At 44.8% G+C, this 23,529-nt stretch carries 18 protein-coding genes; 13 read left to right on the top strand and 5 right to left on the bottom strand.

What is annotated here, in order from left to right; translation table 11 throughout:
* Positions 1–26: 26 nt before the first annotated feature.
* The 5 genes from KQI39_RS06160 to KQI39_RS06140 are packed head-to-tail and all read left to right on the top strand — an operon-like array spanning position 27 to position 8,068.
* Positions 27–2,825, top strand: coding sequence for an alpha-L-rhamnosidase (locus KQI39_RS06160; RefSeq protein ID WP_216417233.1), 2,799 nt, complete (start codon positions 27–29; stop codon positions 2,823–2,825).
* 1 nt (position 2,826) lies between these two features.
* A complete protein-coding gene (locus KQI39_RS06155; protein ID WP_173762777.1) occupies positions 2,827–3,696 on the top strand; it encodes an MBL fold metallo-hydrolase in 870 nt (289 codons plus the stop codon).
* Positions 3,693–4,682 (top strand): ROK family protein, encoded by a 990-nt coding sequence (locus KQI39_RS06150; protein ID WP_216417231.1) that lies wholly within the window; start codon positions 3,693–3,695, stop codon positions 4,680–4,682. The genes KQI39_RS06155 and KQI39_RS06150 overlap by 4 nt, the downstream gene beginning before the upstream one ends.
* Before the next feature lie 12 nt (positions 4,683–4,694).
* The gene (locus KQI39_RS06145) at positions 4,695–6,641 is read left to right on the top strand and encodes an oxidoreductase (protein ID WP_216417229.1); all 1,947 of its coding nucleotides are present in this window, start codon (positions 4,695–4,697) and stop codon (positions 6,639–6,641) included.
* 26 nt (positions 6,642–6,667) lie between these two features.
* On the top strand, positions 6,668–8,068 hold the full coding sequence (locus KQI39_RS06140) for a glycoside hydrolase family 1 protein (protein ID WP_334300790.1): 1,401 nt from the start codon (positions 6,668–6,670) through the stop codon (positions 8,066–8,068).
* 60 nt (positions 8,069–8,128) lie between these two features.
* Here KQI39_RS06140 and KQI39_RS06135 read toward each other — a convergent pair whose 3' ends face one another.
* On the bottom strand, positions 8,129–8,977 hold the full coding sequence (locus tag KQI39_RS06135) for a helix-turn-helix transcriptional regulator (RefSeq protein ID WP_216417225.1): 849 nt from the start codon (positions 8,975–8,977) through the stop codon (positions 8,129–8,131).
* Between the two features lie 147 nt (positions 8,978–9,124).
* On the opposite strand from KQI39_RS06135, the gene KQI39_RS06130 reads away from it, so the two are divergent.
* From KQI39_RS06130 to KQI39_RS06115, 4 genes are all read left to right on the top strand, one after another.
* The gene (locus KQI39_RS06130; RefSeq protein WP_195567550.1) at positions 9,125–10,495 is read left to right on the top strand and encodes an MFS transporter; all 1,371 of its coding nucleotides are present in this window, start codon (positions 9,125–9,127) and stop codon (positions 10,493–10,495) included.
* A 16-nt stretch (positions 10,496–10,511) separates the two neighbouring features.
* Entirely contained in the window at positions 10,512–11,690 is a 1,179-nt protein-coding gene (locus KQI39_RS06125) for a glycoside hydrolase family 5 protein (RefSeq protein WP_216417223.1), read from the top strand.
* 1 nt (position 11,691) lies between these two features.
* A complete protein-coding gene (locus KQI39_RS06120) occupies positions 11,692–13,338 on the top strand; it encodes a glycoside hydrolase family 43 protein (RefSeq protein ID WP_216417221.1) in 1,647 nt (548 codons plus the stop codon).
* Between the two features lie 152 nt (positions 13,339–13,490).
* Positions 13,491–14,897: an MATE family efflux transporter gene (locus tag KQI39_RS06115; protein ID WP_216417219.1), complete on the top strand. Its 1,407-nt coding sequence runs from the start codon at positions 13,491–13,493 to the stop codon at positions 14,895–14,897.
* Here the strand turns inward: KQI39_RS06115 and KQI39_RS06110 are convergent.
* Genes KQI39_RS06110 through KQI39_RS06100 form a run of 3 tightly spaced genes read right to left on the bottom strand, consistent with a single transcriptional unit; the run spans position 14,879 to position 17,729 of the window.
* Positions 14,879–15,895 carry an RluA family pseudouridine synthase gene (locus KQI39_RS06110; protein ID WP_216417217.1) on the bottom strand — a complete coding sequence of 339 codons (1,017 nt, stop codon included), beginning with the start codon at positions 15,893–15,895 and terminating at the stop codon, positions 14,879–14,881. The two genes, KQI39_RS06115 and KQI39_RS06110, sit on opposite strands and share 19 nt — an antisense overlap.
* An 11-nt stretch (positions 15,896–15,906) precedes the next feature.
* A complete protein-coding gene (locus KQI39_RS06105; protein ID WP_216417215.1) occupies positions 15,907–16,527 on the bottom strand; it encodes a response regulator in 621 nt (206 codons plus the stop codon).
* 20 nt (positions 16,528–16,547) lie between these two features.
* Entirely contained in the window at positions 16,548–17,729 is a 1,182-nt protein-coding gene (locus KQI39_RS06100; RefSeq protein ID WP_216417213.1) for a sensor histidine kinase, read from the bottom strand.
* Between the two features lie 257 nt (positions 17,730–17,986).
* On the opposite strand from KQI39_RS06100, the gene KQI39_RS06095 reads away from it, so the two are divergent.
* From KQI39_RS06095 to KQI39_RS06085, 3 genes are read left to right on the top strand one after another with little or no spacing between them, the layout of a single operon-like run.
* Positions 17,987–18,916, top strand: a complete 930-nt coding sequence (locus KQI39_RS06095; protein ID WP_216417243.1) for an ABC transporter ATP-binding protein — start codon at positions 17,987–17,989, stop codon at positions 18,914–18,916.
* A gap of 13 nt (positions 18,917–18,929) precedes the next feature.
* Positions 18,930–20,054 (top strand): ABC transporter permease, encoded by a 1,125-nt coding sequence (locus KQI39_RS06090; RefSeq protein WP_216417211.1) that lies wholly within the window; start codon positions 18,930–18,932, stop codon positions 20,052–20,054.
* Complete coding sequence (locus KQI39_RS06085; protein WP_216417209.1) at positions 20,041–21,186, top strand: ABC transporter permease; 1,146 nt, start codon at positions 20,041–20,043, stop codon at positions 21,184–21,186. Before KQI39_RS06090 ends, KQI39_RS06085 begins: the two co-directional genes overlap by 14 nt.
* Positions 21,187–21,258: 72 nt before the next feature.
* On the opposite strand, the gene KQI39_RS06080 is transcribed toward KQI39_RS06085, so the two are convergent.
* Complete coding sequence (locus tag KQI39_RS06080; RefSeq protein ID WP_216417207.1) at positions 21,259–22,245, bottom strand: Gfo/Idh/MocA family protein; 987 nt, start codon at positions 22,243–22,245, stop codon at positions 21,259–21,261.
* A gap of 44 nt (positions 22,246–22,289) precedes the next feature.
* Between KQI39_RS06080 and KQI39_RS06075 the strand changes: the two genes are divergently transcribed.
* Positions 22,290–23,495, top strand: a complete 1,206-nt coding sequence (locus KQI39_RS06075) for a CitMHS family transporter (RefSeq protein ID WP_330653960.1) — start codon at positions 22,290–22,292, stop codon at positions 23,493–23,495.
* Positions 23,496–23,529 lie beyond the last annotated feature (34 nt).

Raw genomic sequence — 23,529 nt, 5'->3', positions numbered from 1 at the left:
CAGAGTAAGAGGAGAAATATAAATATATGAAAGTTGCAAATATAAGAATCAACGGCATGGAAAATCCGGTGGGATTTGACTTTGAGACCGTATGTGTATCATGGAAAGTTCGTGAGACATCTGCCAGAAGACAGCAGAATGCAAAAATAGAAGTATCTTTGAAAGAAGATTTTTCAGAGATTCTCTGGGAAAAAGAAGGAAAAGATCTTAACAGCGCGGCAGAAAAACTGGAGTTTACCAGGAGTGCATATACAAGATATTATGTAAAAGTAACCGTCACAAACGATAAAGGAGAAACAGCTGTTTCAGAGCCTGCATATTTTGAAACCGGAAAGATGGATGATCCATGGATGGGAAAATGGATCACAACAAAAAAAGAAGATACTTTTCATCCTCTCTTTATAAAAAACTTTGAAGTAAAGAAAAAACCTGCTTCAGCCAGACTTTATATTTGCGGTCTTGGACTTTTTGAGGCAAAATTAAACGGAAAAAAAGTCGGAGAAGAAGTTCTGACTCCTTATTACAGCAATTATCACGATGAAGAACAGTACCTTACATTTGATGTTACAGAAGATATTAAAAATATTGATAACCATACAGAAATGCAGAAAACAGCAGAAAACCAGCTGGCCGTATCGCTGGGAAATGGCTGGTATAAGGGAAAATTCGGACTGAACAGCCAGAGTAATAATTTTGGTGATACCTTTAAACTGATCGCAGAACTTCGTCTGATCTATGAAGATGGCGAGATTCAGGTGATCGGAACAGATGAAACCTGGAACTATATTGGCTCTGATGTGGAAGATGATGGAATTTATGACGGCGAGATCATCAATCATCTGTTATGGGAAGAAAAAGAAAATCCGGCGAGACAGGCAGTTCTTACAGAAGCAGAAGGAAAACTTGTTTCCAGATACAGCCTCCCTGTAATGGAAATGGAAGATATGCCGGTAAAAGAAGTGATCCATACACCGGCAGGAGAAACAGTCCTGGATTTCGGACAGAATTTTGCCGGATATGTAACCTTTAAGAATCATCTGCCAAAAGGAACAAAGATTACATTCGACCATGGAGAAATTCTGCAGGATGGCAATTTTTATAATGAAAATTACCGTGCTGCAAAATCTCAGTTTGTATATATATCCGATGGAAGGGAAGAGCTGGTGCGTCCTTCTTTTACATATTTTGGATTCCGTTATGTACGTGTGACAGGATGGCCGGGAGAAGTAAAAGCAGAAGATTTTACCGGAAAAGCAGTTTACTCAAAAATGGACAGGACCGGATATATCGAGACAGGTCACAAAGGAGTGAACAGACTGTTCTTAAATGCGCTGTGGGGACAGAAATCAAATTTCGTAGATTTTCCTACAGACTGTCCGCAGCGAGATGAAAGGCTTGGCTGGACCGGGGATGCACAGGTATTTGCCGGAACAGCAAGTTTTAATATGGACACTACAGCTTTTTATCAGAAATTCATCCACGACCTTCGAAATGAGCAGGTAAAATACGATGGAATCCTTCCGGGAGTGATTCCGGTACTTGATCCAAACGGACCGATCTTTTCCAGTGTATGGGGAGACATTGCCACATTCCTTCCAATGGTGGTTTATGAACATTCAGGAAATATAGAAATGTTGAGATCCAGTTATCCGATGATGAAGGACTGGGTGGATAAGATCACCAGGGAAGACCAGGCAAGAGGACAGAAATATCTTTATGATTTCGGAAATCAGCTGGGTGACTGGCTTGCACTTGACGGAAGAACCGAGCAGAGCATGGAAGGTGGAACAGATGCCTATTATATTGGCTCCAACTACTATGCAATGTCTGTGCAGAAGACTGCAAAAGCAGCAGAAATTCTCGGCTATGAAGAGGATAAGCGTTATTATGATGACCTCTATCAGAAGATCAGAGAAGCGATCATCCGGGAATATTTTACAGAAACGGGACGTCTGGCAATTGATTCCCAGACTGGATATATTGTAGCTTTATATTCCGGGATCTACAGAGAAAAAGAAGCTGTTGTGGCAGGACTGAAAGCAAGATTTTACAAAGACTGCTACAAATTAAAGGGCGGATTTACAGGTGCACCGATCCTTTGCAGGGTTCTCGCCGAAAACGGATTCGAGGAAGACGCTTTTTATTTCCTTCTTCAGGAAGATTATCCGGGATGGATGCACTGCATCAATCTTGGAGCAACAACAATCTGGGAAAGATGGAATTCCGTTCTGGATGACGGTCATTTAAGTGGTACGATGATGAATTCCCTGAACCACTATTCTTATGGTTCTGTTGTAGAATATCTCTACAGAGATGTGGCTGGTTTAAAAGCCCTGGAGCCTGGCTTTAAAAAAGCTCTGATCACACCGTTGATGAACGGAAAACTGAAATATATGCATATGACTTATGACTCTGCATATGGCGAATACAAAGTAAACTGGGAAATCCTGAAGAACGGAAAAGTAACAGTAGATATCCAGGTTCCATTTGGATGCAGTGCAGTGATCGGACTTCCGTTCTATGAAGGGGAAGTGATGGAAGTGGAAGCCGGAAATTATCACTATGAATATTGTCCCACAGAAGATCTTCGCCAGCGCTATAATAACAAAACCATGTTTAAGGATATGATGCATGATCCGGAGGCTATGAAAGTGATCGAGAGAGTATCTCCAATGCTGATGTATTTCCTTTCTACCGGAAATCAGGATTATTTTTACGAGAGTATCCAGAGTCTGGAAAAACTGTTTTATATGGGATTTACCAGAGAAATCGTGGATAATCTTCGAACAGAGTTATCCAAACTTCTTGATATGGAGGAAGAATAAAATGGCCGATTTTTACAGAGCAGAAAAAGTAAACGACAGAGTCACAGCAATCCTGAGTCTCACCGGTGAGATCATGTATCTGGTAAACGGATCGGAACGCTCCCTGCTGATTGATACCTGTGTGGGAGCCGGAAACCTTCGGGATTTTGTGGAAAAACTTACGGAGAAACCTCTTACAGTACTTCTTACCCATGGTCACGTGGATCATGCAATGGGAGCTCCGGAATTCACCGGGAACGATGGAAAAAAAGAATGTGAGATCTACATGAACCATGCAGATACCCAAGTTTATCTGGGGATGAATTCCATAGAAAACAGAAAAGGATATGTACTGGCAGGACTTGGCGGCCAGATGCCGGAAGGACTGGAAGAGACCTTTCTGCCGCCTGCACCGATGATTTTTAAAAACCTGAAAGATGGTGACAGATTTGACCTGGGAGGGATTTCCGTGGAAACCTATGCCCTCCCGGGGCACACTCCAGGAACCATGGTCATGTTGATTCCGGAAGAAAAGATCCTGATCCTTGGAGATGCCTGCAATAATGCAACATTCCTTTTTGATGAGAATTCCCTTACTGTGGAAGAATACAGAGAAAATCTGATCCAGATCCAGAACAGACTGGAGGGGCGCTTTGACACAACCTGTCTCTGCCATCATGTGATCTGGGCTTCCAAAGATATGATCCACAGTGTGATCGAAGTCTGCGATACGATCATGAAAGATCAGGCAGATGATGTTCCCTTTAACTTTATGGGGCAGCAGGCCTTTGTTGCAAAAAAAGCCAATGAATATTTCAACCGTCTGGACGGCGGCGAAGGAAACATCATCTACAGCAAAGAAAAAATCCGCAAAAAAGAGGTGACACCATGAATTACTTGGCGATTGATGTAGGAGGAACATTTATCAAATATGCAGTGATCACTGAGAACTGTTCCATCCTGGAAAAAGACAAAACCCCCACAAAACAGGATTCTCTGGAAATATTTATCCAGTCTCTGACAGATATCTGTGACAGAATCAAAGGGCAGTATGAGATTGAAGGAATTGCCTTAAGCATGCCGGGGATCATTGATTCCAAAAAAGGCTTTATGTATACCGGCGGAAGTCTTTTCTGCATCAGCAATGTAAATATCGTAGAGATTCTGGAGAAAAAAGTCGGGATTCCGGTAACTGTGGAAAACGATGCCAAATGTGCAGCCTTGGCCGAAATCTGGCAGGGATCTTTAAAGGACTGCCAGAATGCTATCGTTGTTGTCTGCGGAACAGCAGTAGGCGGTGCCGTGATCGTTAACCGTGAGATCGTAAGTGGCAAAAATTTCATGGCAGGAGAATTCAGCTATGTGATCACAGACAGCAAGGATGACTACAAAATGTCCAACAGTCTTGCAGAAACAGCCGGTGCCCAGGCACTGCTTAACAGTGTATCAGAGGAAACGGGCATTCCTGTAGAAGAATTAAACGGGGAAAAAGCGTTCTCTCTTGCAAACCAGGGAAATGAAAAAGCTCTGGCAGGAATTCGGAACCATGCAAAAAAACTGGCCATCCATATCCACAACTGCCAGTATATGTTTGATCCGGAAAAGATCGCATTAGGCGGCGGGATCAGTGAACAGCCTTTGCTTCTTCAGCTGATCCGTGAAGAACTTGCAAAGATCAACGGCATGTATCCCTGGACACTTCCGGTCCCGGAGGTGACAAGCTGCCGTTTTTACAATGACGCAAACCTGATCGGTGCTGTTTATGTACATATGAAAGCAAGAGAGAAAAAGATCAGTCTTGAAAAAGTAAATGAACTCATGGAACTGCTTGAAAACAGAAGAGAGGGCGAATATTTGAGAGCTCTCCTTACAGAATAACAGGAGGTAATTATGATCCGAAAATATCCAAACTTATGCAAACCGATCCAGATTGGACGTGTAACATTTCGAAACCGTATGTTTTCTGCTCCGATGGGCGGAACAGATATTACAAACGACGGATGTATCGGCCCGAAATCTACAGCCTTTTATGAACTGAGAGGAAAAGGCGGTGCAGGTGCCGTAACAGTCAGCGAGTGTATGGTACATCCGAAAACCGATGGCTCCCATGCCTATCATCTGGACACATCCATCCTGAATTCCCTGGCATCCGCAACTTATACTGCAGACGCCATCCGCCGTCACGGTGCCATCCCGAGCATTGAACTTTCCCATTCCGGAATGTATGCAGGAACTTATATGACAGATAAATCCAGACAGAAATCCATGAACCAGTGGGGCCCGTCTGATACTGTCCGTCCGGATGGTGTGGAGGTAAAAGTCCTCACAAAAGAGCTGATCGATGAGATCGTGGCTTCCTATAAAGAGACAGCATCCCTGGCAAAAAGAGCAGGTTTTGAGATGATCATGGTCCACGGCGGACATGGCTGGCTGATCAACCAGTTCCTTTCTCCGTATTTTAACAAGCGTACCGATGAGTATGGCGGAAGCCTTGAAAACCGCTGTCGTTTTGCAGTGGAGGTTCTGAAGGCAGTCCGTGAAGGTGTGGGACCTGGATTCCCCATCGAGTTCCGTATGAGCGGTTCTGAACTTTTTGAAGGCGGCTACACACTGGAAGACGGTGTGGAGATTGCAAAAGTTCTGGAGCCATATATTGATCTTCTTCACGTTTCCGCAGGAACTTATCAGAGAGGGTTCGGTGATACCCATCCGTCCATGTTCAAAGATCACGGATGTAACGTTTACCTTGCGGCTGAGATCAAGAAACATGTGTCCATTCCGGTTGCAACCATCGGTGGCCTGAACGATCCTGCACAGATGGAGCAGATCATTGCAGAGGGAAAAGCCGATATCGTTTACATGGCGAGAGCACTTCTTGCAGATCCCTTCCTTCCAAGAAAAGTCATGGAAAACAGAGATGAGGAGATCGTAAAGTGTTTAAGATGCTTTACCTGCATGGCAGAAAGAGCAGCAACTTCCACAAGAAGATGTACCGTCAATCCGCTGATCGGACGTGAGATGGAAGGGGATGAAGTACAGCCGGCACCTGCTAAGAAAAAAGTCCTGGTAGCAGGCGGCGGCCCGGGAGGTCTGTACGCAGCTTATACAGCGGCAAGAAGAGGCCATCAGGTCATTCTCTGTGAAAAAGAGGATACTCTGGGCGGAATCCTGAAAAGCGAGCAGGCCCTGCCATTTAAGCATGAGATGTACGAGCTTGCAGGAACTTACGAGCTTCTTGCAAGAAAAGCAGGCGTGGAGATCCGTACATCTACACCGGTGACAAAAGAGTATGCGGAAAAAGAAAACGCAGATGCACTGATCATTGCGGCAGGTTCCAGACCGCTGGTACCTCCGATTCCGGGACTGAACGGAGAAAATGTGGTAATCGTAAACAACTACTATAAAGAGAAAGAAAAAGTAGGAGATGAGGTAGTTGTCTTTGGCGGCGGCCTTGCAGGATGCGAGTGTGCCATCCACCTCGGAATGGAAGGAAAGAAAGTCCGCATTGTGGAGATGAGAGATGTTCTTGCACCGGATGCCAATGTAAGACACAGACCGCTTCTTCTGAAAGAGATTGACAAATACGCAGAAGTTTATACAGGATACAAGGGCCTCGAGGTAACCGAAGAAGGCGTATGGTGTGAGGATAAAGAGGGCAAAAAAGTTCTGGTTCCTGGAAACACCATTATCTGTGCCCTGGGTCAGAGATCCAGAACCGACATTGTGGATGAGCTTCGTGACTGTGCGCCATACGTGGCTGTGATCGGTGATGTAAGCAGAGTTTCCACCATCACCAATGCAGTATACTGGGGTTATCACGCAGCGCTGGATATCTGATGTCCGGAAGGAAAGGAATGAAAAAAATGTTTCCCAAGAATTTTTTATGGGGCGGCGCAGTAGCTGCCAATCAGTGTGAAGGTGCATACAACGAGGATGGCAAAGGACTTTCCATTCAGGATGTCCTTCCTCACGGGATTAAAAGCCCGAGGACGGCAGCACCCACAGAAGACAATATGAAGCTGGTGGGAATTGATTTTTACCATCATTACAAAGAAGATATCAAGCTGTTTGCAGAGATGGGATTTAAGGTATTCCGTACTTCCATTGCCTGGAGCAGGATCTTCCCGAAGGGGGATGAGAAAACTCCCAATGAGGCAGGCCTTAAGTTCTATGATGATCTCTTTGACGAGTGCAGAAAATACGGAATCGAGCCCCTGGTAACCTTATCTCATTATGAGACTCCGCTTTATCTTACAGAGCATTATGACGGGTGGGTAAACCGTGATCTGATCGGATTTTATAAACGGTATGTGACTACAGTTTTCAACCGTTATAAAGATAAGGTAAAATACTGGCTCACATTTAATGAGATCAATTCCATTCTGGAGTCTCCATTTATGAGCGGCGGGATCAACACGCCGAAAGAAAAACTTTCCCAGAGTGATCTTTACCAGGCAGTTCACCATGAGCTTGTAGCCAGCGCCTGGGCAACCAAGATCGGTCATGAGATCAATCCGGATTTCAAGATCGGCTGTATGATCTTAAGCATGCCGGTATATCCGCTGACACCTGATCCGGCAGATGTTCTTGCTGCCATGGAGCAGGATCATAAGAACATGATGTTTGCGGATGTTCATGTCCGCGGCTGCTATCCGGGATATGCGAAACGTTATATGCGGGAAAACGGGATCAGCATTTCTGTGACAGATGAAGATATGGAGATCCTGAAAAATACCGTAGATTTTGTTTCCTTCAGTTATTATGTCAGTGTCTGTGCAACTGCAGATCCGGAAAAAAATGTCCGAGGAGAAGGAAATCTTCTGGGCGGTGTGCCAAACCCGTATCTGAAAGCCAGCGACTGGGGATGGCAGATCGATCCGAAGGGACTTCGCTATATTTTGAATACACTCTGGGACCGCTATCAGAAACCTCTGTTTATCGTGGAGAATGGCCTTGGTGCATTTGATCAGCTGATTCAGGGAGCAGATGGCGAGATGACCGTAGAAGACGATTACCGCATCGCCTATCTCAGAGATCACATCCGTCAGATGGAAGAAGCTGTCATGGATGGCGTAGATCTGATGGGATACACTACCTGGGGCTGTATCGATCTTGTCAGCGCATCCACAGCAGAGCTTCGCAAACGTTACGGATTCATCTACGTGGACCGCAATGATGATGGCAGCGGAACTATGAAGCGTTATAAGAAAAAGAGCTTCTACTGGTATAAACATGTCATTGAGACCAATGGCCAGGAACTATAGATAATAAAACTTCCGGGAGTATGTTGTCCAGCTCCCGGAAGTTTTGATATTTAAGAAAATTTATTTCTTCATATTCTCCCGTACCTTCGTAGGTGTGCACCCGAAGTGATCCTGGAACATCCGGCGGAACAGCTTATAATTGGTGAAACCATGCCGTTCCAGGATCACATGCACGGGATCTTTCGTGTTGATCAGATCTTTGTAAATAAACGAAAGTCTGTATTCATTCTGATATTCCAGAAATGTAACCCCCATCTTTTTCTTGAAAAAACGGCAGAAATATCCAGTCTGGAGATAAGCAACACCTGCAATCTCATCCAGGGAAATAGGCCGTTTGTAATTCTCAGAAATATAATTCAGCACCAGATTCAGCCGGTCCAGATCTTTTTTTTGCTGGCTTAAGTCACTTTGAAAAACTTTGACACTGAAATTGTGATACAGCTGGAACAAAAGTTCAAAGATCAGGCTGTTAAATCGCAGGATAAATCCGTCAGGGCGGATATCATCAATGATCTGCAGCTGCTCCAGAGTGGTTTTCAGCATATCCAGTTTTGTCTTTTTTACCGGATCTTTCGTTTGATAATCCCAGATGAACATGAACTGCTGAACATCCGGGATATATTTTTCTATAAAATCCAGCGGAATCTGGAGGACGATAGCTCTGTTTGGAATAATACATTTAGTGGAATGGATCACATTGGCGTTGATCAGGATACAATCTCCGGGATAAATGGTGAAGCTGGAAGATTCCACTGTAACATCCAGTTCTCCCTCCTGCATGTAAAGGATCTCAACAGCTCGGTGCCAGTGAGAAGGAATGTAGCTTCCGTTATCCGTTGACGTATAAAATTTAACATTCGTGATACCGGAATAATCTATGATCTCATAGGAAATTTCTTTTTTATACATATAGCCTCCTGAAAAAGAGAATATCGACCTATATATTAGAGCTTTTCTGACCTAATCCGTGTAGAATCATTATGATAGTATAATACCATAAAACAAAGCTCCATGGCCATGGAAAAGCGAAAGAAAAAAAGGGAGAGGTAAAAAAATATGAATAAAAAGAGCAAATTGACCTTTGGAAAAATATTTGAGCGTTTTTCTTACGGATGTGGTGATTTTGGCTGTAACATTATCTACACGGCGATGTCTGCATTTCTTCTGTTTTACTATACAGACTATGCAAACGTAAGTGCAATGGCCGTTGGAACTATTATGATGATCTCCAGGATCTTTGACGGTGTCAGTGATATCATCATGGGAGTGATCGTAGACAGGACAAAATCGAAATATGGTAAAGCAAGACCATGGATCTTACGTATGTGTATCCCATTTGCAGTGTCCGGAATTCTTCTGTTTTCTGTTCCTGCATCCTGGGCTTCCACGCCGAAACTTGTATATGTATTCATTACATACAACCTTGTTTCCACAGTGATCTATACAGCCATCAACGTGCCATATTCCGCACTGAACGCGCTGATGACACAGGATCCATATGAAAGATCTGTTTTAAGTATTTTCCGTAACCTTCTGGCAACAGCCGGAACACTGACTATCAATACCTTCACACTTCCGCTTGTAGAATATTTCGGAAACAATGCAGCAGCATGGACAAAAACATTCGTAGTATTCGGTTTCGTAGCGATTGCCGCATTTTTATGCACATTCTTTGGAACAAAAGAGCGCGTACGTGCGGCAGAAAATGAAGGCGAAGTACAGACAGAAGATGTACCGTTTGTAACAGGGATCAAAGCACTTTTCAAGAACAAATACTGGATCATGATGACAGGAATGCTTGCTCTTTTCTTCCTGATGTACTCTGTCAACGGAGGAGCAACGGTATACTATGCAAAAGACATTCTGGGTGACAAAAATCTGGTAAGCACCATCAACGGAATCTTCAATATCGTACAGATCTGCGGCATGTTTTTCATTGCCATGCTGGTAAAAAAATTCGGAAAAAGAAATGTATTTGCACTTGGCCTGGTTCTGGATATCATTGGAATGCTGGTACTGAATTTTTCCGGCGGCTCCATGGCAATCATCGTGGTTTCCAGTGTGATCCGCGGAATCGGTAACGCCTGTGGCGGCGCTACCATGTGGGCTATGGTTTCCGATACCATTGATTATGGTGAGTGGAAAACAGGCTATCGTACAGAAGGACTTGTAAACAGTGCCTGCAGCTTCGGATACAAGATCGGCAATGGAATCGGTTCTGCACTTCTTGGTCTGATTCTTGAGATCGGTGGATATGTCGGAACAGCTGCTGTACAGACAGAATCTGCGCTGACATCCATCAAAGTATGCTTCGTATGGATTCCGATCCTTGTTTATGCCTGCGGCCTTGTGATCATGAAATTCTATCATCTGGATAAAGAATTCGATGGAATCATCGCAGACCTGAAGACACGTGCACAGAAATAGAAAAGGAGATCAGAGAGTGAACATCAAAGGCGTTAATCTTGGAAACTGGCTGGTACTGGAAAAATGGATGAGTCCGGTATTATTTGAGGGAACCACCGCAGAAGATGAATATTATCTTCCCACACAGCTTTCACCGGAGGTATATGAGGCAAGGATAAAGATCCATCGTTCAGAATACATTACAGAGCGTGATTTTATAACCATAAAGAGGATGGGGATGGAGTCCATCAGGATCCCGGTGCCATACTTTATCTTCGGTGACCGGAAACCATTTATCGGATGTATCGAAGAATTGGATAAAGCCTTTAACTGGGCGGAAAAATATGGACTTACCATTCTCATCGATCTTCATTCTGTACCATTAAGCCAGAACGGTTTTGACAACGGCGGTATCAGCGGCGTATGTAAATGGGCACAGAATCCGGATGAAGTGGAATTTACTCTCAGGGTTCTGGAACGTCTTGCAAAAAGATACGGAAACAGAAAAGGCCTGTTTGGGATCCAGCCATTAAATGAGCCGATCACAGAAAATATGTGGGAGACTATGGATGTGCAGAATCGTTATGCACCGGCAGATCCGGAATTGGCAAAAGGGTCTGCACCCATCACAATGGATTTCCTGAGACAGTTTTATCTGGATGCATATGACCGCATCAGTGAGTATATGCCAAAAGATAAATATGTTGTGATACACGATGGTTTTGAACTGATGGCGTGGAAAGATTTTATGCAGGAAGAAAAATATTCCAATGTGATCCTGGATACCCACCAGTATCTCATGGTTGCGGAGGCAAGAGGTTGCAGCCAGACGGTTGAAGGATACTTAAAATATATCAAAGAAGAACTGCAGCCACAGATTACAGAGATGGAAAAATATTTCCCGGTGATCTGCGGTGAATGGTGCCTGTTCAATTCCCTTGCATGTGGCTGCGATACAAAAGGCGGCCAGAGCGTTCTTAACGGTGTAGAAGGAAGCCGGCAGGAAAGTCTTTCACCGGAAGAGAAAAAAGAGATATATGAGACGCTGGCAAAAGCACAGCTGGAACTCTGGGAAAAAGGCAGCGGATATTTTTACTGGAGCTACAAGCTTCTCACGGATACCGTAAACACTCCGGGCTGGATCGGATGGGACAGCTGGGATCTGGGAAGATGTTATGACTTTGGCTGGTTTCCGGCTGATAAAGGAGGAAAATAAAATGATCGTAAATCCAATACTTCCGGGTTTTAATCCGGACCCCTGTATCTGCAGAAAAGGCGACGATTACTATATGGCAGTTTCCACATTTGAGTGGTTTCCGGGAATCCCGGTCTACCATTCCAGAGACCTGAAAAACTGGGAGCTGTACACACATGTAATTACAGACGATGAAAAAGTAGATCTCAAAAAACTTCCAAGTGCAAAAGGAATCTGGGCTCCCTGCCTGACCTACTGCGAGGAAGAGGATATGTTCTACGTTGTCTATGGAGTGATGAATTCCATGAACGCCAGATATTTTGATGTGGATAATTTCCTGATCTGTGCAAAAGATATCCGCGGACCGTGGAGCGAGCCGGTTTACCTTCATTCCTCCGGTTTTGATGCGTCACTTTTCCATGACACCAACGGCAAAAAATACGTGGTATCCCTGGAGTGGGAAACAAGGGAAGGCTACGAGAAGCCAGGGGCTATCTGTATGGTAGAATATTCTCCTGAGAAAAAAGAGATCATCGGTTATCCGAAGCGGATCTGGAGAGGCGGTACAGACAGAGGCTGCATCGAGGCACCGCATCTCACAAAACGAGGCGAGTATTACTATATCATGTGTGCAGAGGGTGGCACCGGATATAATCACTGCGTTACCATGGGACGTTCCAAAAATGTCTGGGGCCCATATGAAAAAGATCCGAAGAATCCCATCGTTACCAGTGTTCCGGGAGAATCCTACGAGCGCCAGGATCCAGACCATCTGAAACCAAAGTACTATAATCCGGACTCTGTACTTCAGAAATCCGGTCATGGAAGCTATGTGGAACTTCCCACAGGAGAAGTTTATCTGGTCCATCTCTGCTCCAGACCTTTTGTACCGGAACTTCGCTGTACACTTGGAAGAGAGACGGCCATTCAGAAAATGATGTGGACCGAAGACAACTGGCTCCGCATGGCAGATGGAAGCAATCTGGCGAAGATCGAAGTGCCGGAAACCTCCCTTCCGGAATACCCGGTGGAAAAAACTCCGGATTTTGACGATTTTGATGGAGATGAACTTGGGAACTTCTATTATTCTCCAAGGATCATGCCCCAGCGTTTTGCAGATGTGAAAGCAAGAAAAGGTTATGTACGCCTTCGTGGACAGGAATCCAGAACCTCTCTCAACAAAGTAAGTATCCTGGCCAGAAAGCTTACAAGCGTATACGCACGGATCACCACAAAAATGGAATTCACACCGGAAGTACACCAGCACAGCGCAGGTCTGATCCTGTATTACGACAACATGAATTACATCAATCTCCGGAAATATTACAGTGAAACCCTGGGACAGAGCGCCCTGTCCATCATCCATCTGGAAAATGGAGAAAAAACAGAGTTCCTGAATACCAGAATCCCGGTAGAAGATAAACCGGTTTATCTGAGACTTTATATAGAGGGAAGAAAATCCTGGTTCGAGTGGAGCTATGACGGAGAAACTTATGAAAAGATCGGACGTATCTTTGACACTACAAGATTTTCTGATGAGTACTGTAAGTACGGAGAGTTCACAGGAACCATGGTGGGAATCACCTGTGCAGACCGCGTTCTCCACAAAAAATGTGCAGACTTCGACTTCTTCGAATACATTGCAGATGAGAGCCGGATGGTAGAGTAAAAAGATATTAAAAAAGCTATTGAAAAAAGAAAATGTTTGTAGTAATGTAGTAGCTACAACGCTTACGAAAAAGAAGACTGTTTCGGAGGAGCAGTCTTCTTTTTGTGAAGAATTTTGGATGGAGGAAAACGAAAAGAACAAGGGGGAAAATTATGGAGAAGGTAAAAGAAAAAACATCTTTTTTCCGGAAGTTCGTAGGGGATAAGAAGTTTTATCTGATGGTTTTGTCCATTGCGGTGCCGATCATGATCCAGAATGGAATCACAAATTTTGTCAGTCTTCTGGATAATATTATGATCGGGCGGATCGGTACAGAGCAGATGTCCGGTGCGGCAATCGTCAATCAGCTGATCTTTGTGTATAATCTCTGCATTTTCGGAGGGGTATCCGGTGCGGGAATTTTTACAGCCCAGTATTTCGGGCAGAAAGATCACGAGGGTGTCCGTCAGACATTTCGTTATAAACTGTGGATGGCAGTGATCCTGACAGCGGTCACCATCGTACTGTTTCTCACAGCAGGGGATTCGCTGATCAGTATGTATTTAAAAGGTGACGGAACCGCACAGGAGATCCGGGATACACTTGTCTACGGAAGACAATATTTATGGATCATGCTTCTGGGACTGCCTCCATTTATGATGGTGCAGGTCTATGCGAGTACCTTACGTGAGTGCGGTGAGACCGTGCTTCCCATGAAAGCGGGGATTGTAGCGGTGCTGATCAATCTGACATTTAACTATCTTCTGATCTATGGTAAATTTGGATTTCCGGAACTGGGAGTGAGAGGTGCTGCTGTTGCGACGGTGCTTTCTAGATATGTGGAAGCGTGCATTGTCCTGATATGGACACATAAGCATACGGAGAAGAATATTTTTGCTAAGGGATTGTACTCAACATTGAAGGTCCCTGCAAATCTGACAAAGAAGATCCTGATCAAGGGAACACCGCTGCTTCTCAATGAGACTTTATGGGCAGCAGGAGTGGCCATGCTGACGCAGTGTTATTCCGTCCGGGGATTGAATGTAGTAGCTGGATTAAATATTTCCAATACGATCAACAATGTGTTTAACATCGTATTTATTGCGCTGGGAGATTCTGTAGCCATTGTTGTAGGACAGCTTCTTGGTGCCGGTAAGATGAAGGAAGCCAGAGATACGGACAACAAGATGATCGCATTCTCGGTGTTCTGCTGTACCTGTGTGGCAGCCGTGATGTTTGTGATGGCACCACTGTTTCCAAGACTTTACAACACCAATGCCGAGGCCCGTACTCTGGCGAAATATTTTATTATGATCACAGCATTTTTCATGCCGCAGAATGCGTTCTTACATGCAGCGTATTTCACGTTGCGCTCTGGTGGAAAAACTATTATCACATTCCTGTTTGACAGTGTGTTTATCTGGGTGGTAAGTGTGACGATCGCATTTACCTTAAGCCGTTTTACAGGACTCCCTGTACTTGGGATTTACGCAATGGTCCAGGTGGCGGATATGCTGAAATGTGTCATCGGATTTATCCTTGTAAAAAAAGGCGTATGGCTTCAGAATATCGTCTCATAGAATTTTTTGAAATCTTCCGGAAGGGGTGCTTCCAGGGAGATTTCTTTTTTGGCATTTTCAGTGCAGGGCATGGAAGAGAGGGGGCTGGAAGTCGTTTCACCATTTGGAAAAGGTGGCTGAAATTTAAGTTTCCATGCGTGGAGTGCAGCACGGGAAAAAAGATTTGTTGTGTCCGATAAATGGTACAGGGAATCACCCAGAAGCGGATGCCCCAGAGATGCCATGTGGACACGGATCTGATGGGTGCGGCCGGTTTTCAGGCGGAGCATTACAAGGGATGCAGAGATCCTGGAATCGGGGGCAGTGGATTTCAGGACGGAATATAAAGTTTCTGCCGGTTTGCTGCCTGGAAGGGAACCGTCCGGAGAGATCACCATTTTCAGACGGTTCTTTGGATCTGGGGCAAGGGGAGTTGTGATCCTATGAAACGCTCCATCTGTATCTTCCGGCATGGAACCGGAAACCGCAGCCAGGTAGGTTTTCTCTGAAATTCCACTTTCCCGCTGTTTTTGTAATCTGGCAGCAGCAGTCTGATTCCTAGCAAAGAGCAGGATACCGGAAGTTTCTTTATCCAGCCGTCCAATAGAGCGGACTTTGGTAGATTCACCTTTGGAACGGAAATAGGCGGCAACCTGGTTGGAGAGGCTGTCGCTGTAGTGGGAACCGGAAGGATGGGTGACGATCCCGGCAGGTTTGTTTACTGCGAGGATATCCTGGTCTTCGTATAGGATTTCCAGTTCAGGAAGAAACTGTGGAGCTGGAGCAGATTCCAGCTGTGCAGAGTCAACATCATTCGTTTCCAGACATACCGTAATCTGATCCCCTGGATAAGCAGTTTCCGTCACCCGGCACTGCTGTCCGTTTTTTTGGACACCACCGGGACGGAACTTCGCCTGGCTGATCTGCTTTTTTGTAAGACCGGCCTGGGTGCGAAGAAAGTGGGAGACAGGTGCCGGGGCAGATGTTTCCGGGATATGGATAGTAAGATAGCGGTTCATTGTAGTTCTCCTTATCTATGCTGATAATAAAACACCGCAACCTGTGTCCGGTCCCTCAGCTGCAGTTTATCCAGAATGGAACTGAGATAATTCCGTACCGTTCCTTCGCTGAGAAAAAGTTCCGCGGCAATTTCCTTATTGCTGTATCCATTGGCGATCAGCCGGATGATATCCAGTTCCCGTTCGCTGATATTTCTGGAAGCATAATCAAATCCGTCGGAAGACTGCAGAAGCTCCGGGATCTTGGACATGATCTCTGTACCGAATACGGTCTGACCGGAATAAACTGCCTGGAGAGCCGGAAGAATGCTGGCGTAATCCTGCTTTAGGAGATAGCCCTTTGTGCCGAGGCGGAGAGCTTTTATAATATATTCATCATCAGAAAATGTAGTGAGAAGAAGAATTTTTGCCTCAGGAAATTCACCCAGGATCTTTCTGGAAGCTTCCAGTCCGTCCATTCCTTTCATACGGATATCCATCAGAATGATATCCGGAAGATATTCTTTATACAGGGAGCAGGCCTCTTCACCATCAGAGCCGGTGGCAGCCACCTGGATATCCGGATTTGCCTCAAGAATGGTTTTTAATGCACCTGCAACCAGGCAGTCATCGTCTACGATTATAATCTTCATGTTAAAATCTCCTGTTTGTCTTAATTAGAACCAGATTTCGGAATCGTCACAAAGATCCGAAAACCCTTCTCCTGTGTAATCTGGACCGTACCACCCAGCGCTTTCACACGGTCCCGGATATTGGACAGTCCCATGCCGCCAGAAACAGTTTCCATTTTATTGCTGTCCGCATCCGTTTGTATATCCGGAATTTTACTTCCCAGCGTACCATTATCCTCAATGCACAGCTGATAAAGTGCAGGATGCTCCCGGAGAAGGATATTTACGGAATCCGCATTACTATGTCGCATCACATTGGAAAGCCCCTCTTTTGTAATACTGATCAGACTGTATTTCACCTCTCTTGGAACCTGTCTGGACATATCATAAGTAAGAGTTACCGGGCAGAAGGTGAAATCTTTTACAAGTCCCTTTATGGCATCTTCCAGATTCACCGCATCATCGTGAAGATCATGGACACTGGAACGGATGCTGTTCATGGCACCGTTCAGAGATTCTTCCAGATTTCCAAGAAGCGGATCAAGTGCTTCATTTTTGTTGATGGTTTTGCAGGCCGCAGTCATAAGAATGGAGCGAGAGAGCACATGGCCTACGTTGTCGTGGATCTCTCGCGCGATCCGGTTTCGCTCCCTGAGAGTTGCAGCATAGATCTCATAATCCTGTTTTTCCAGAAGCGCCTTGTTTTTTTCGGAAAGAAGAAGTGCGTGTTCTTCGCTGTCATCACGGCTCTGGCGGAAATTCCGGGTAAGGATCTCATATTGTCTGGTATGAGACCAAAGAAAAAACGCGAGGATAAAACCAAAGATCCCGGCGAGACAGAGAAATTCCGGAAACTTATGGAAACGAAAAGCGAGGAGTCCCCAGAATGGAAATTCCACCACTGCCAGAGGAAAAAGCCCGGCAGATAAAGTCTGATACAGAAGCAGGGGGAAAAATAAAAGAAGATCCGGGATCCACAGGGAAGAGAACCCAAAGATCACATAACTTCCGGTGAGAACCAGGATCCTGTTGTCGAAGCGTTTCAGCACTGGTAAAGAATTGTGGGACCAGGATTCTGTTTCAGATGCCCTGCACAGATAAGTAACGCATCCAAGGATCACTGTAAAAAGGAGGGAGAATACAAGGGCCTGGTCTGCCGGTACATAAAAAAATGCCAGCATACTGTATAAAAGCAATATAGCGGAATCTGTAAAATAACGCATAAAAAATAAACCCTCCTTTCCCGGAATTACAGCAATGTATTTTTATTATAGTATACCAGCTCCTTCCTGCAAAGAAAAATCTACGCTCTTACAAAAGACATGACATTTGTCATCTGCAGGTAATGACATCACACACTTGGAGCATACAGAAGAATAAGTTATAATGGCATCATAAAAGAAATGTAAATTTTTGAGATAAAACAGAAAAGTCCCGTTTAACGGACTGTGAAAAAGGAGGAAAACATATGCCACAGGGTATGGTTCACATAGAAAATCTGGTAAAACGGTACGGTGATCTTACTGCACTGAATCATCTGGATCTGGATATTCGGGAAGGCGAGATCTTCGGATTACTTGGCCCAAACGGTTCTGGAAAAACAACGGCCATCAGCTGTCTGTTATCCCTGCTGAAATACGACAGAGGACAGGTGGAAATTTTCGGAGAAGAGATGAAACCGGACAGTTATAAGATCAAAGAACAGATTGGCATCGTGCTTCAGAATGTAGCCGTTTTCGAGGAGTTGACAGTACAGGAAAACATCGATTATTTCTGCGGCCTTTACATAAGAGACAAAAAACGAAGAAAAGAGCTGGTGGAGGAAGCCATTGAATTTACAGGCCTGGAAGATTTCCGGAAAATGCACCCGAAGAAACTTTCCGGAGGCCTTCTGCGCCGACTGAACATTGCCTGCGGGATCGCTCACAAACCAAGACTGATCATTATGGATGAGCCAACGGTAGCCGTGGATCCCCAGAGCAGAAACAAGATCCTGGAAGGAATCCAGACTCTGAACCGGCAGGGTTCCACGATTATCTATACTTCCCACTACATGGAAGAGGTGGAGCAGATCTGCACCAGAATCGCCATTATGGACCACGGAAGAGTCATCGCCCAGGGAACAAAAGAAGAACTGAAGCAGATGATCAAAACAGGAGAGACCATCACAGTGGAAGCCATTGCCCTGGAAGAAAAAAATCTCCAGGATATTCGCACACTGGATCATGTGTTTGATGTACAGTATGAAAAACAGGTGCTGATCGTGCGCTGTACCGATGCCAAGCATAACCTGATCCGGCTTCTCAATTATCTGCAAAGCCAGGATATTTCTTTTGGAAGAGTCTTTTCCGAGCTTCCAACACTGAACGATGTATTTCTGGAGATCACCGGAAAACAGCTGAGAGATTAGGAGGGGATCGGAGATGTTGCATTTACTGAAATACAGTTTTCTTTCTAAGATCCGGAATTTTAATATCATCTTCTGGCCGCTGGTTTTTCCACTTGTGCTTGGAACTTTTTTCTACTTTGCATTTGGAAATATCAATGAAGCAGATTTTCAGACGGTTCCGGTGGCAGTGGTGAAGGAAGATTCCGCAGATCCGTTTTTTATGACATATCTGGATGAGGTGAAAAAAAGCAGCCCGGATCTTTTAAAAGCAGAAGAAATGCCGGAAAAGGAAGCTTTGGAAGCATTACAGGATAAAAAAGTAAAAGGAATTTATTATGTAGGAAAAGAACCTTCTCTTACAGTAGCAGGAACCGGAATGGAGGAGAGCATCCTCCAGACGGTTCTCGACAGCTGCGAAAACACCAGAATGACCATCACTAACATTATGGAAAAAAATCCCCAGATGGATGTGGAAACCATGAAGACCCTGTTAAGTTCCGGCAGCCTGGTAAAAGAAGTATCACTTGGGGGCCGTACCATTGACGGAAATGTGCAGTTTTTTTACGCACTGATCGCCATGGCCTGTCTGTACGGATGTTTTATCGGCTTTGGCTCTGCTATGGGGATTCAGGCTAACATCACACCTCTGGCAGCCAGGCGTTGCGTGACGCCAACTCATAAGCTGAAACTGATTCTTACAGACCAGCTTGCATCTTTTGCCCTGGGCTATGTGGACGTGATCATTCTGATCCTGTATCTCCGGTACATTCTCAATCTGGATTTTCAGGGACAGATGGGAAAAATGCTGGTGGTATCTTTTTTCGGAAGTCTTATCGGTGTGTCCATGGGAATGTTTATCGGCAGTTTCGGAAAAATGCAGGAAGGTGCCAAGATCGGGATCATGCTTGGAATCTCCATGGTAAGCAGTTTCCTTGCGGGACTGATGAATGGAAACATGAAAGATATGGTGGAAAAAAGCGCCCCGTTTGTAAACCGGATCAATCCGGCATCACTGATCGCCGATGCGTTTTACTGTATCAATGTATATGATGATACAGCCAGATATTACAGAAGTCTGGCTACACTGGCAGTGATGTGTGTGGTGCTGGTGATGGCATCCTTTTTCATGGTCAGGAGGGAACGTTATGACAGTATTTAAAGGCTATATGAGAATTATGAAAAAAAATACAGGTCTGATCCTCCTGTATCTGGGCATCTTTTTCGGGGTGACAATGGCACTTCAGGCAGCAGCCGGTAAGGAAACCTATACCAGTTATGAAAGCGAAAAAATAAAGATTGGTGTGGTGGATAAAGATAACGGGCCACTGGCAGAAGGACTGGTAAAATGGCTTGAAAACACCCATCATGTGACCATGCTGGAAGACAGCAGGGAGAAGCTTCAGGAAGAGCTTTTTTACAGAAATGTAGAGTATATCGTGGTGATCCCTGAGAATTTTTATGAGAGCTGTATGGTAAACGGGGAAAGTATTTCCGTGACAAAAGTGCCCGGATCCTACTCAGCATATTATGTAGATCAGCAGCTTGAGAACTGCCTCAACACCATGCGGACATATCTGGAAGCCGGTTTTTCCAAAGAGGAAGCGGCAGCAGCGATCCTGGATGAAAAAAGAGGAGAAGTCACCATGCTGAATACAGACGGAAATGGCAGTACCCCAGGATGGCTCTATTATTTTCGCTATATGCCGTATCTGTTTCTTGCAGTACTCTGCTATGTCATGGGATATGTGCTGATGGCTTTCAAAAAAAATGATATTCCTGAAAGAATGCAGGCGTCAGCAGTCTCGGCAAGAAGACAAAACCTGGAAGGACTTCTGGCCATGTTTGTCATGGGCGGGGGCTTATGGGGAATCGGTATGGCAGGTGCCATTCTTATGTATGGAAAAACATTTCCGGGGTCAGAAAACTTCGGGTACTATGTACTGAACACCCTGGTGATGATGGCAGTAGCACTTTCCCTTTCCTATCTGATCGGGCTTTTTGTAAAAAACAGCAACATGTTAAGCGGGATTGCCAATATCCTGTCTCTTGGAATGTGTTTCCTGTGTGGTGTTTTTGTTCCCATGAATGTTATGGACAGAAATGTCCTGAAGGTGTCTCAGTTTCTTCCTGTATACTGGTATGAAATGGTAAATGAGACTCTTGGAAGCTACAGCCACCTCACGAGGGAGGCAGCTGTATCGGTCTGGAAAGGCATCGGTCTGGAAGCTATGTTTGCGAGTGTTTTTATCTGCATGATCCTGGCAGTGACCAGATATCAGAGGCAGAAATAACGGACGCAATTCATCTCCTCCCTTAGAGGTCGGAGTCCTCTTGTTGAAAGAGGATAAAAATATCAGACAGGATCAGTCCCAGTTTTCATCCGGGTATTTCATATTCCATTCTTTACGAAGATAGGTCATGATATCCATAACGTCTTTTGTATAATTCAGATGTAAGCCGGAGGTATCACATGTAAGAACTGCATGTTCCATATCCTCCATCTCATAAAGCAGTGCATCGGAAGTGTCACCGCAGGAAATTTCAGTTTTTTCTCCTGTCTCTGCATCCACGATCACTGCTTTATCTGCACGTGGATATTCCATGATCTCAATATAGCCTTTTTCACAGCTGATCATGGCACGTTTCGGCTGTTTGGAATGCATGGAAAGTGCAACAGTTGCCATCTGGCCGGAAGGATTTTTAAGAAGGATGGTTGCCTGCTCGTCAGAACCAGTAGGAGAGGGCTTCCACTGACTTAAGATCTCGTCCGGTTTTTCATCCATAAAGCTCCGGACAATGGAAAGGGCGTAAACACCGATATCCAGCATGGCACCGCCTGCCAGATTCATATTGAAGAAGCGGTTGTTCATGTTATATTCTTTAAAACTTCCAAAGTTCATGGTGATCATCTGGACTTTTCCAAGAGAACCACTTCTAACTGTTTCCCAGAGTTTTTTGTAAATGGGCATATGCCAGATCGTCATGGCCTCAGCAAGGATGAGATTTTTTTCCCTGGCAAGAGCGATCATTTCATCCAGCTCCCGGCTGTTAAGAGTGATGGATTTTTCCACAAAAAGATGCTTGCCGTGAAGCAGAGCTTTTTTCATAAAGGCATAATGGGTATTGTGAGGACTTGTGATATAGATAATATCCACATTTTCATCCGTAAACATTTCATCAATTTCGGAATAAACTTTCTGCACACCGTATTTCTTGGCAAAAGCAACGGCTTTCTCATAAGTACGGTTTCCAACTGCGTACAGCGGTTTTCCCATTTTCTGAAGTGCCTGCGCCATCTGATTGGCGATCACACCGGTACCGAGAACTGCCCAGTTTAAATGTTCTTTCATGATCGGATCCTCCCTGTAAATGAAAAATATAAAAAGTAGATAAAATTTCAATTGTAAAGCACGAGGTTAGTATACTAACCTTACGAAGAAAACGCAATGGGCAGATTAAACAAGATTGCAAATATACCCTTTATAAAAAGAAAAGAAGGAAAAATTCCGTACTGTTTTTCGGAATTATGACAGACGTGGGAATGTTCGATAAGATTATCGGAGCATTAATGAAAAAAGTAGGTTATAACGTGGTGGGTGTAACACTTATGACAAGTATCATTGCCATGATCGCACATCTGGATGGAGCAGGAGCGGCTACCTTCCTGATCACAGTACCGGCCATGCTTCCAATCTACAAAAAACTGAAGATATGGCCTACCACCCTTCTTCTGATCTGCGTCACATCCATGGGTGTTATGAACCTTCTTCCATGGGGCGGACCTACCATGAGAGCTGCCACAGTACTTGGGATCGAGCCAAATAAACTGTGGATGCAGATCCTTCCTATGCAGATCGTAGGTATCATTATTGCACTTGCAACGGCTGTGTTCTGGGGATTTGTGGAGAAGAAATGTGGTGCCGGAGTGGCAGACGGTGAGGAAGTTTCCGGTACCCTCCAGGAGGAAACAAGAGAGTATGCAAGACCAAAGCTTTTCTGGTTCAATCTGATCCTTACACTTGTTGTGATCGTATGCCTTATTTTCGTAAAAGTACCGGCTTATTACGTATTTATGATCGGCTGTGCTATTGCGCTACTTGTGAATTTCCACGGAGCATCTTTGCAGAATAAGATCATCAAATCCCATGCAGGTCCTGCGATCATGATGTCTTCTACGATCTTATGTGCGGGAGTATTCCTGGGAGTTATGGAAAATACAGGAATCATGAACAACATGGCAACCGTCCTTGCGGGATTTGTTCCGGAGTCCATGGGAAGATTCCTGCCGATCATCATTGGTGTTCTGGCTGTACCGCTGACACTGATGTTTGATACCGATTCCTTCTTCTTCGGACTGATGCCTGTACTGATCGAGATCGCAGGAAAGTTCGGTGTGCTTCCGGCTCATATCGCCATTGTTATGGTTGTATGCCGTAACTGTGCAACCTTCATCAGTCCGGTCGTACCGGCAACCTTCCTTGGAATCGGACTTGCAGATGTGGAGATCAAAGACCATATCAAGAGATGTTTTCCGTGGATCTGGGAAGTCAGCATTATCTGCCTGGTCGCAGGACTGGTTCTTGGAGTAGTAAGGTTTTAAGTGAATAATTGATTATAATAAAAAATATTCTTTT

The organism is Blautia sp. MSJ-36 (genome assembly GCF_018917985.1).
Classification (GTDB): domain Bacteria; phylum Bacillota; class Clostridia; order Lachnospirales; family Lachnospiraceae; genus Blautia_A.
This window is presented reverse-complemented; position numbering and strand designations above follow the sequence as displayed.

Coding starts and splice junctions, on each gene's coding strand:
- KQI39_RS06080 (WP_216417207.1), bottom strand. CDS start 22,245: ATGAAAGAACATTTAAACTGGGCAGTTCTCGGTACCGGTGTGATCGCC.
- KQI39_RS06095 (WP_216417243.1), top strand. CDS start 17,987: ATGGTTCACATAGAAAATCTGGTAAAACGGTACGGTGATCTTACTGCA.
- KQI39_RS06140 (WP_334300790.1), top strand. CDS start 6,668: ATGTTTCCCAAGAATTTTTTATGGGGCGGCGCAGTAGCTGCCAATCAG.
- KQI39_RS06115 (WP_216417219.1), top strand. CDS start 13,491: ATGGAGAAGGTAAAAGAAAAAACATCTTTTTTCCGGAAGTTCGTAGGG.
- KQI39_RS06100 (WP_216417213.1), bottom strand. CDS start 17,729: ATGCGTTATTTTACAGATTCCGCTATATTGCTTTTATACAGTATGCTG.
- KQI39_RS06110 (WP_216417217.1), bottom strand. CDS start 15,895: ATGAACCGCTATCTTACTATCCATATCCCGGAAACATCTGCCCCGGCA.
- KQI39_RS06160 (WP_216417233.1), top strand. CDS start 27: ATGAAAGTTGCAAATATAAGAATCAACGGCATGGAAAATCCGGTGGGA.
- KQI39_RS06090 (WP_216417211.1), top strand. CDS start 18,930: ATGTTGCATTTACTGAAATACAGTTTTCTTTCTAAGATCCGGAATTTT.
- KQI39_RS06105 (WP_216417215.1), bottom strand. CDS start 16,527: ATGAAGATTATAATCGTAGACGATGACTGCCTGGTTGCAGGTGCATTA.
- KQI39_RS06135 (WP_216417225.1), bottom strand. CDS start 8,977: ATGTATAAAAAAGAAATTTCCTATGAGATCATAGATTATTCCGGTATC.
- KQI39_RS06155 (WP_173762777.1), top strand. CDS start 2,827: ATGGCCGATTTTTACAGAGCAGAAAAAGTAAACGACAGAGTCACAGCA.
- KQI39_RS06130 (WP_195567550.1), top strand. CDS start 9,125: ATGAATAAAAAGAGCAAATTGACCTTTGGAAAAATATTTGAGCGTTTT.
- KQI39_RS06120 (WP_216417221.1), top strand. CDS start 11,692: ATGATCGTAAATCCAATACTTCCGGGTTTTAATCCGGACCCCTGTATC.
- KQI39_RS06150 (WP_216417231.1), top strand. CDS start 3,693: ATGAATTACTTGGCGATTGATGTAGGAGGAACATTTATCAAATATGCA.
- KQI39_RS06145 (WP_216417229.1), top strand. CDS start 4,695: ATGATCCGAAAATATCCAAACTTATGCAAACCGATCCAGATTGGACGT.
- KQI39_RS06085 (WP_216417209.1), top strand. CDS start 20,041: ATGACAGTATTTAAAGGCTATATGAGAATTATGAAAAAAAATACAGGT.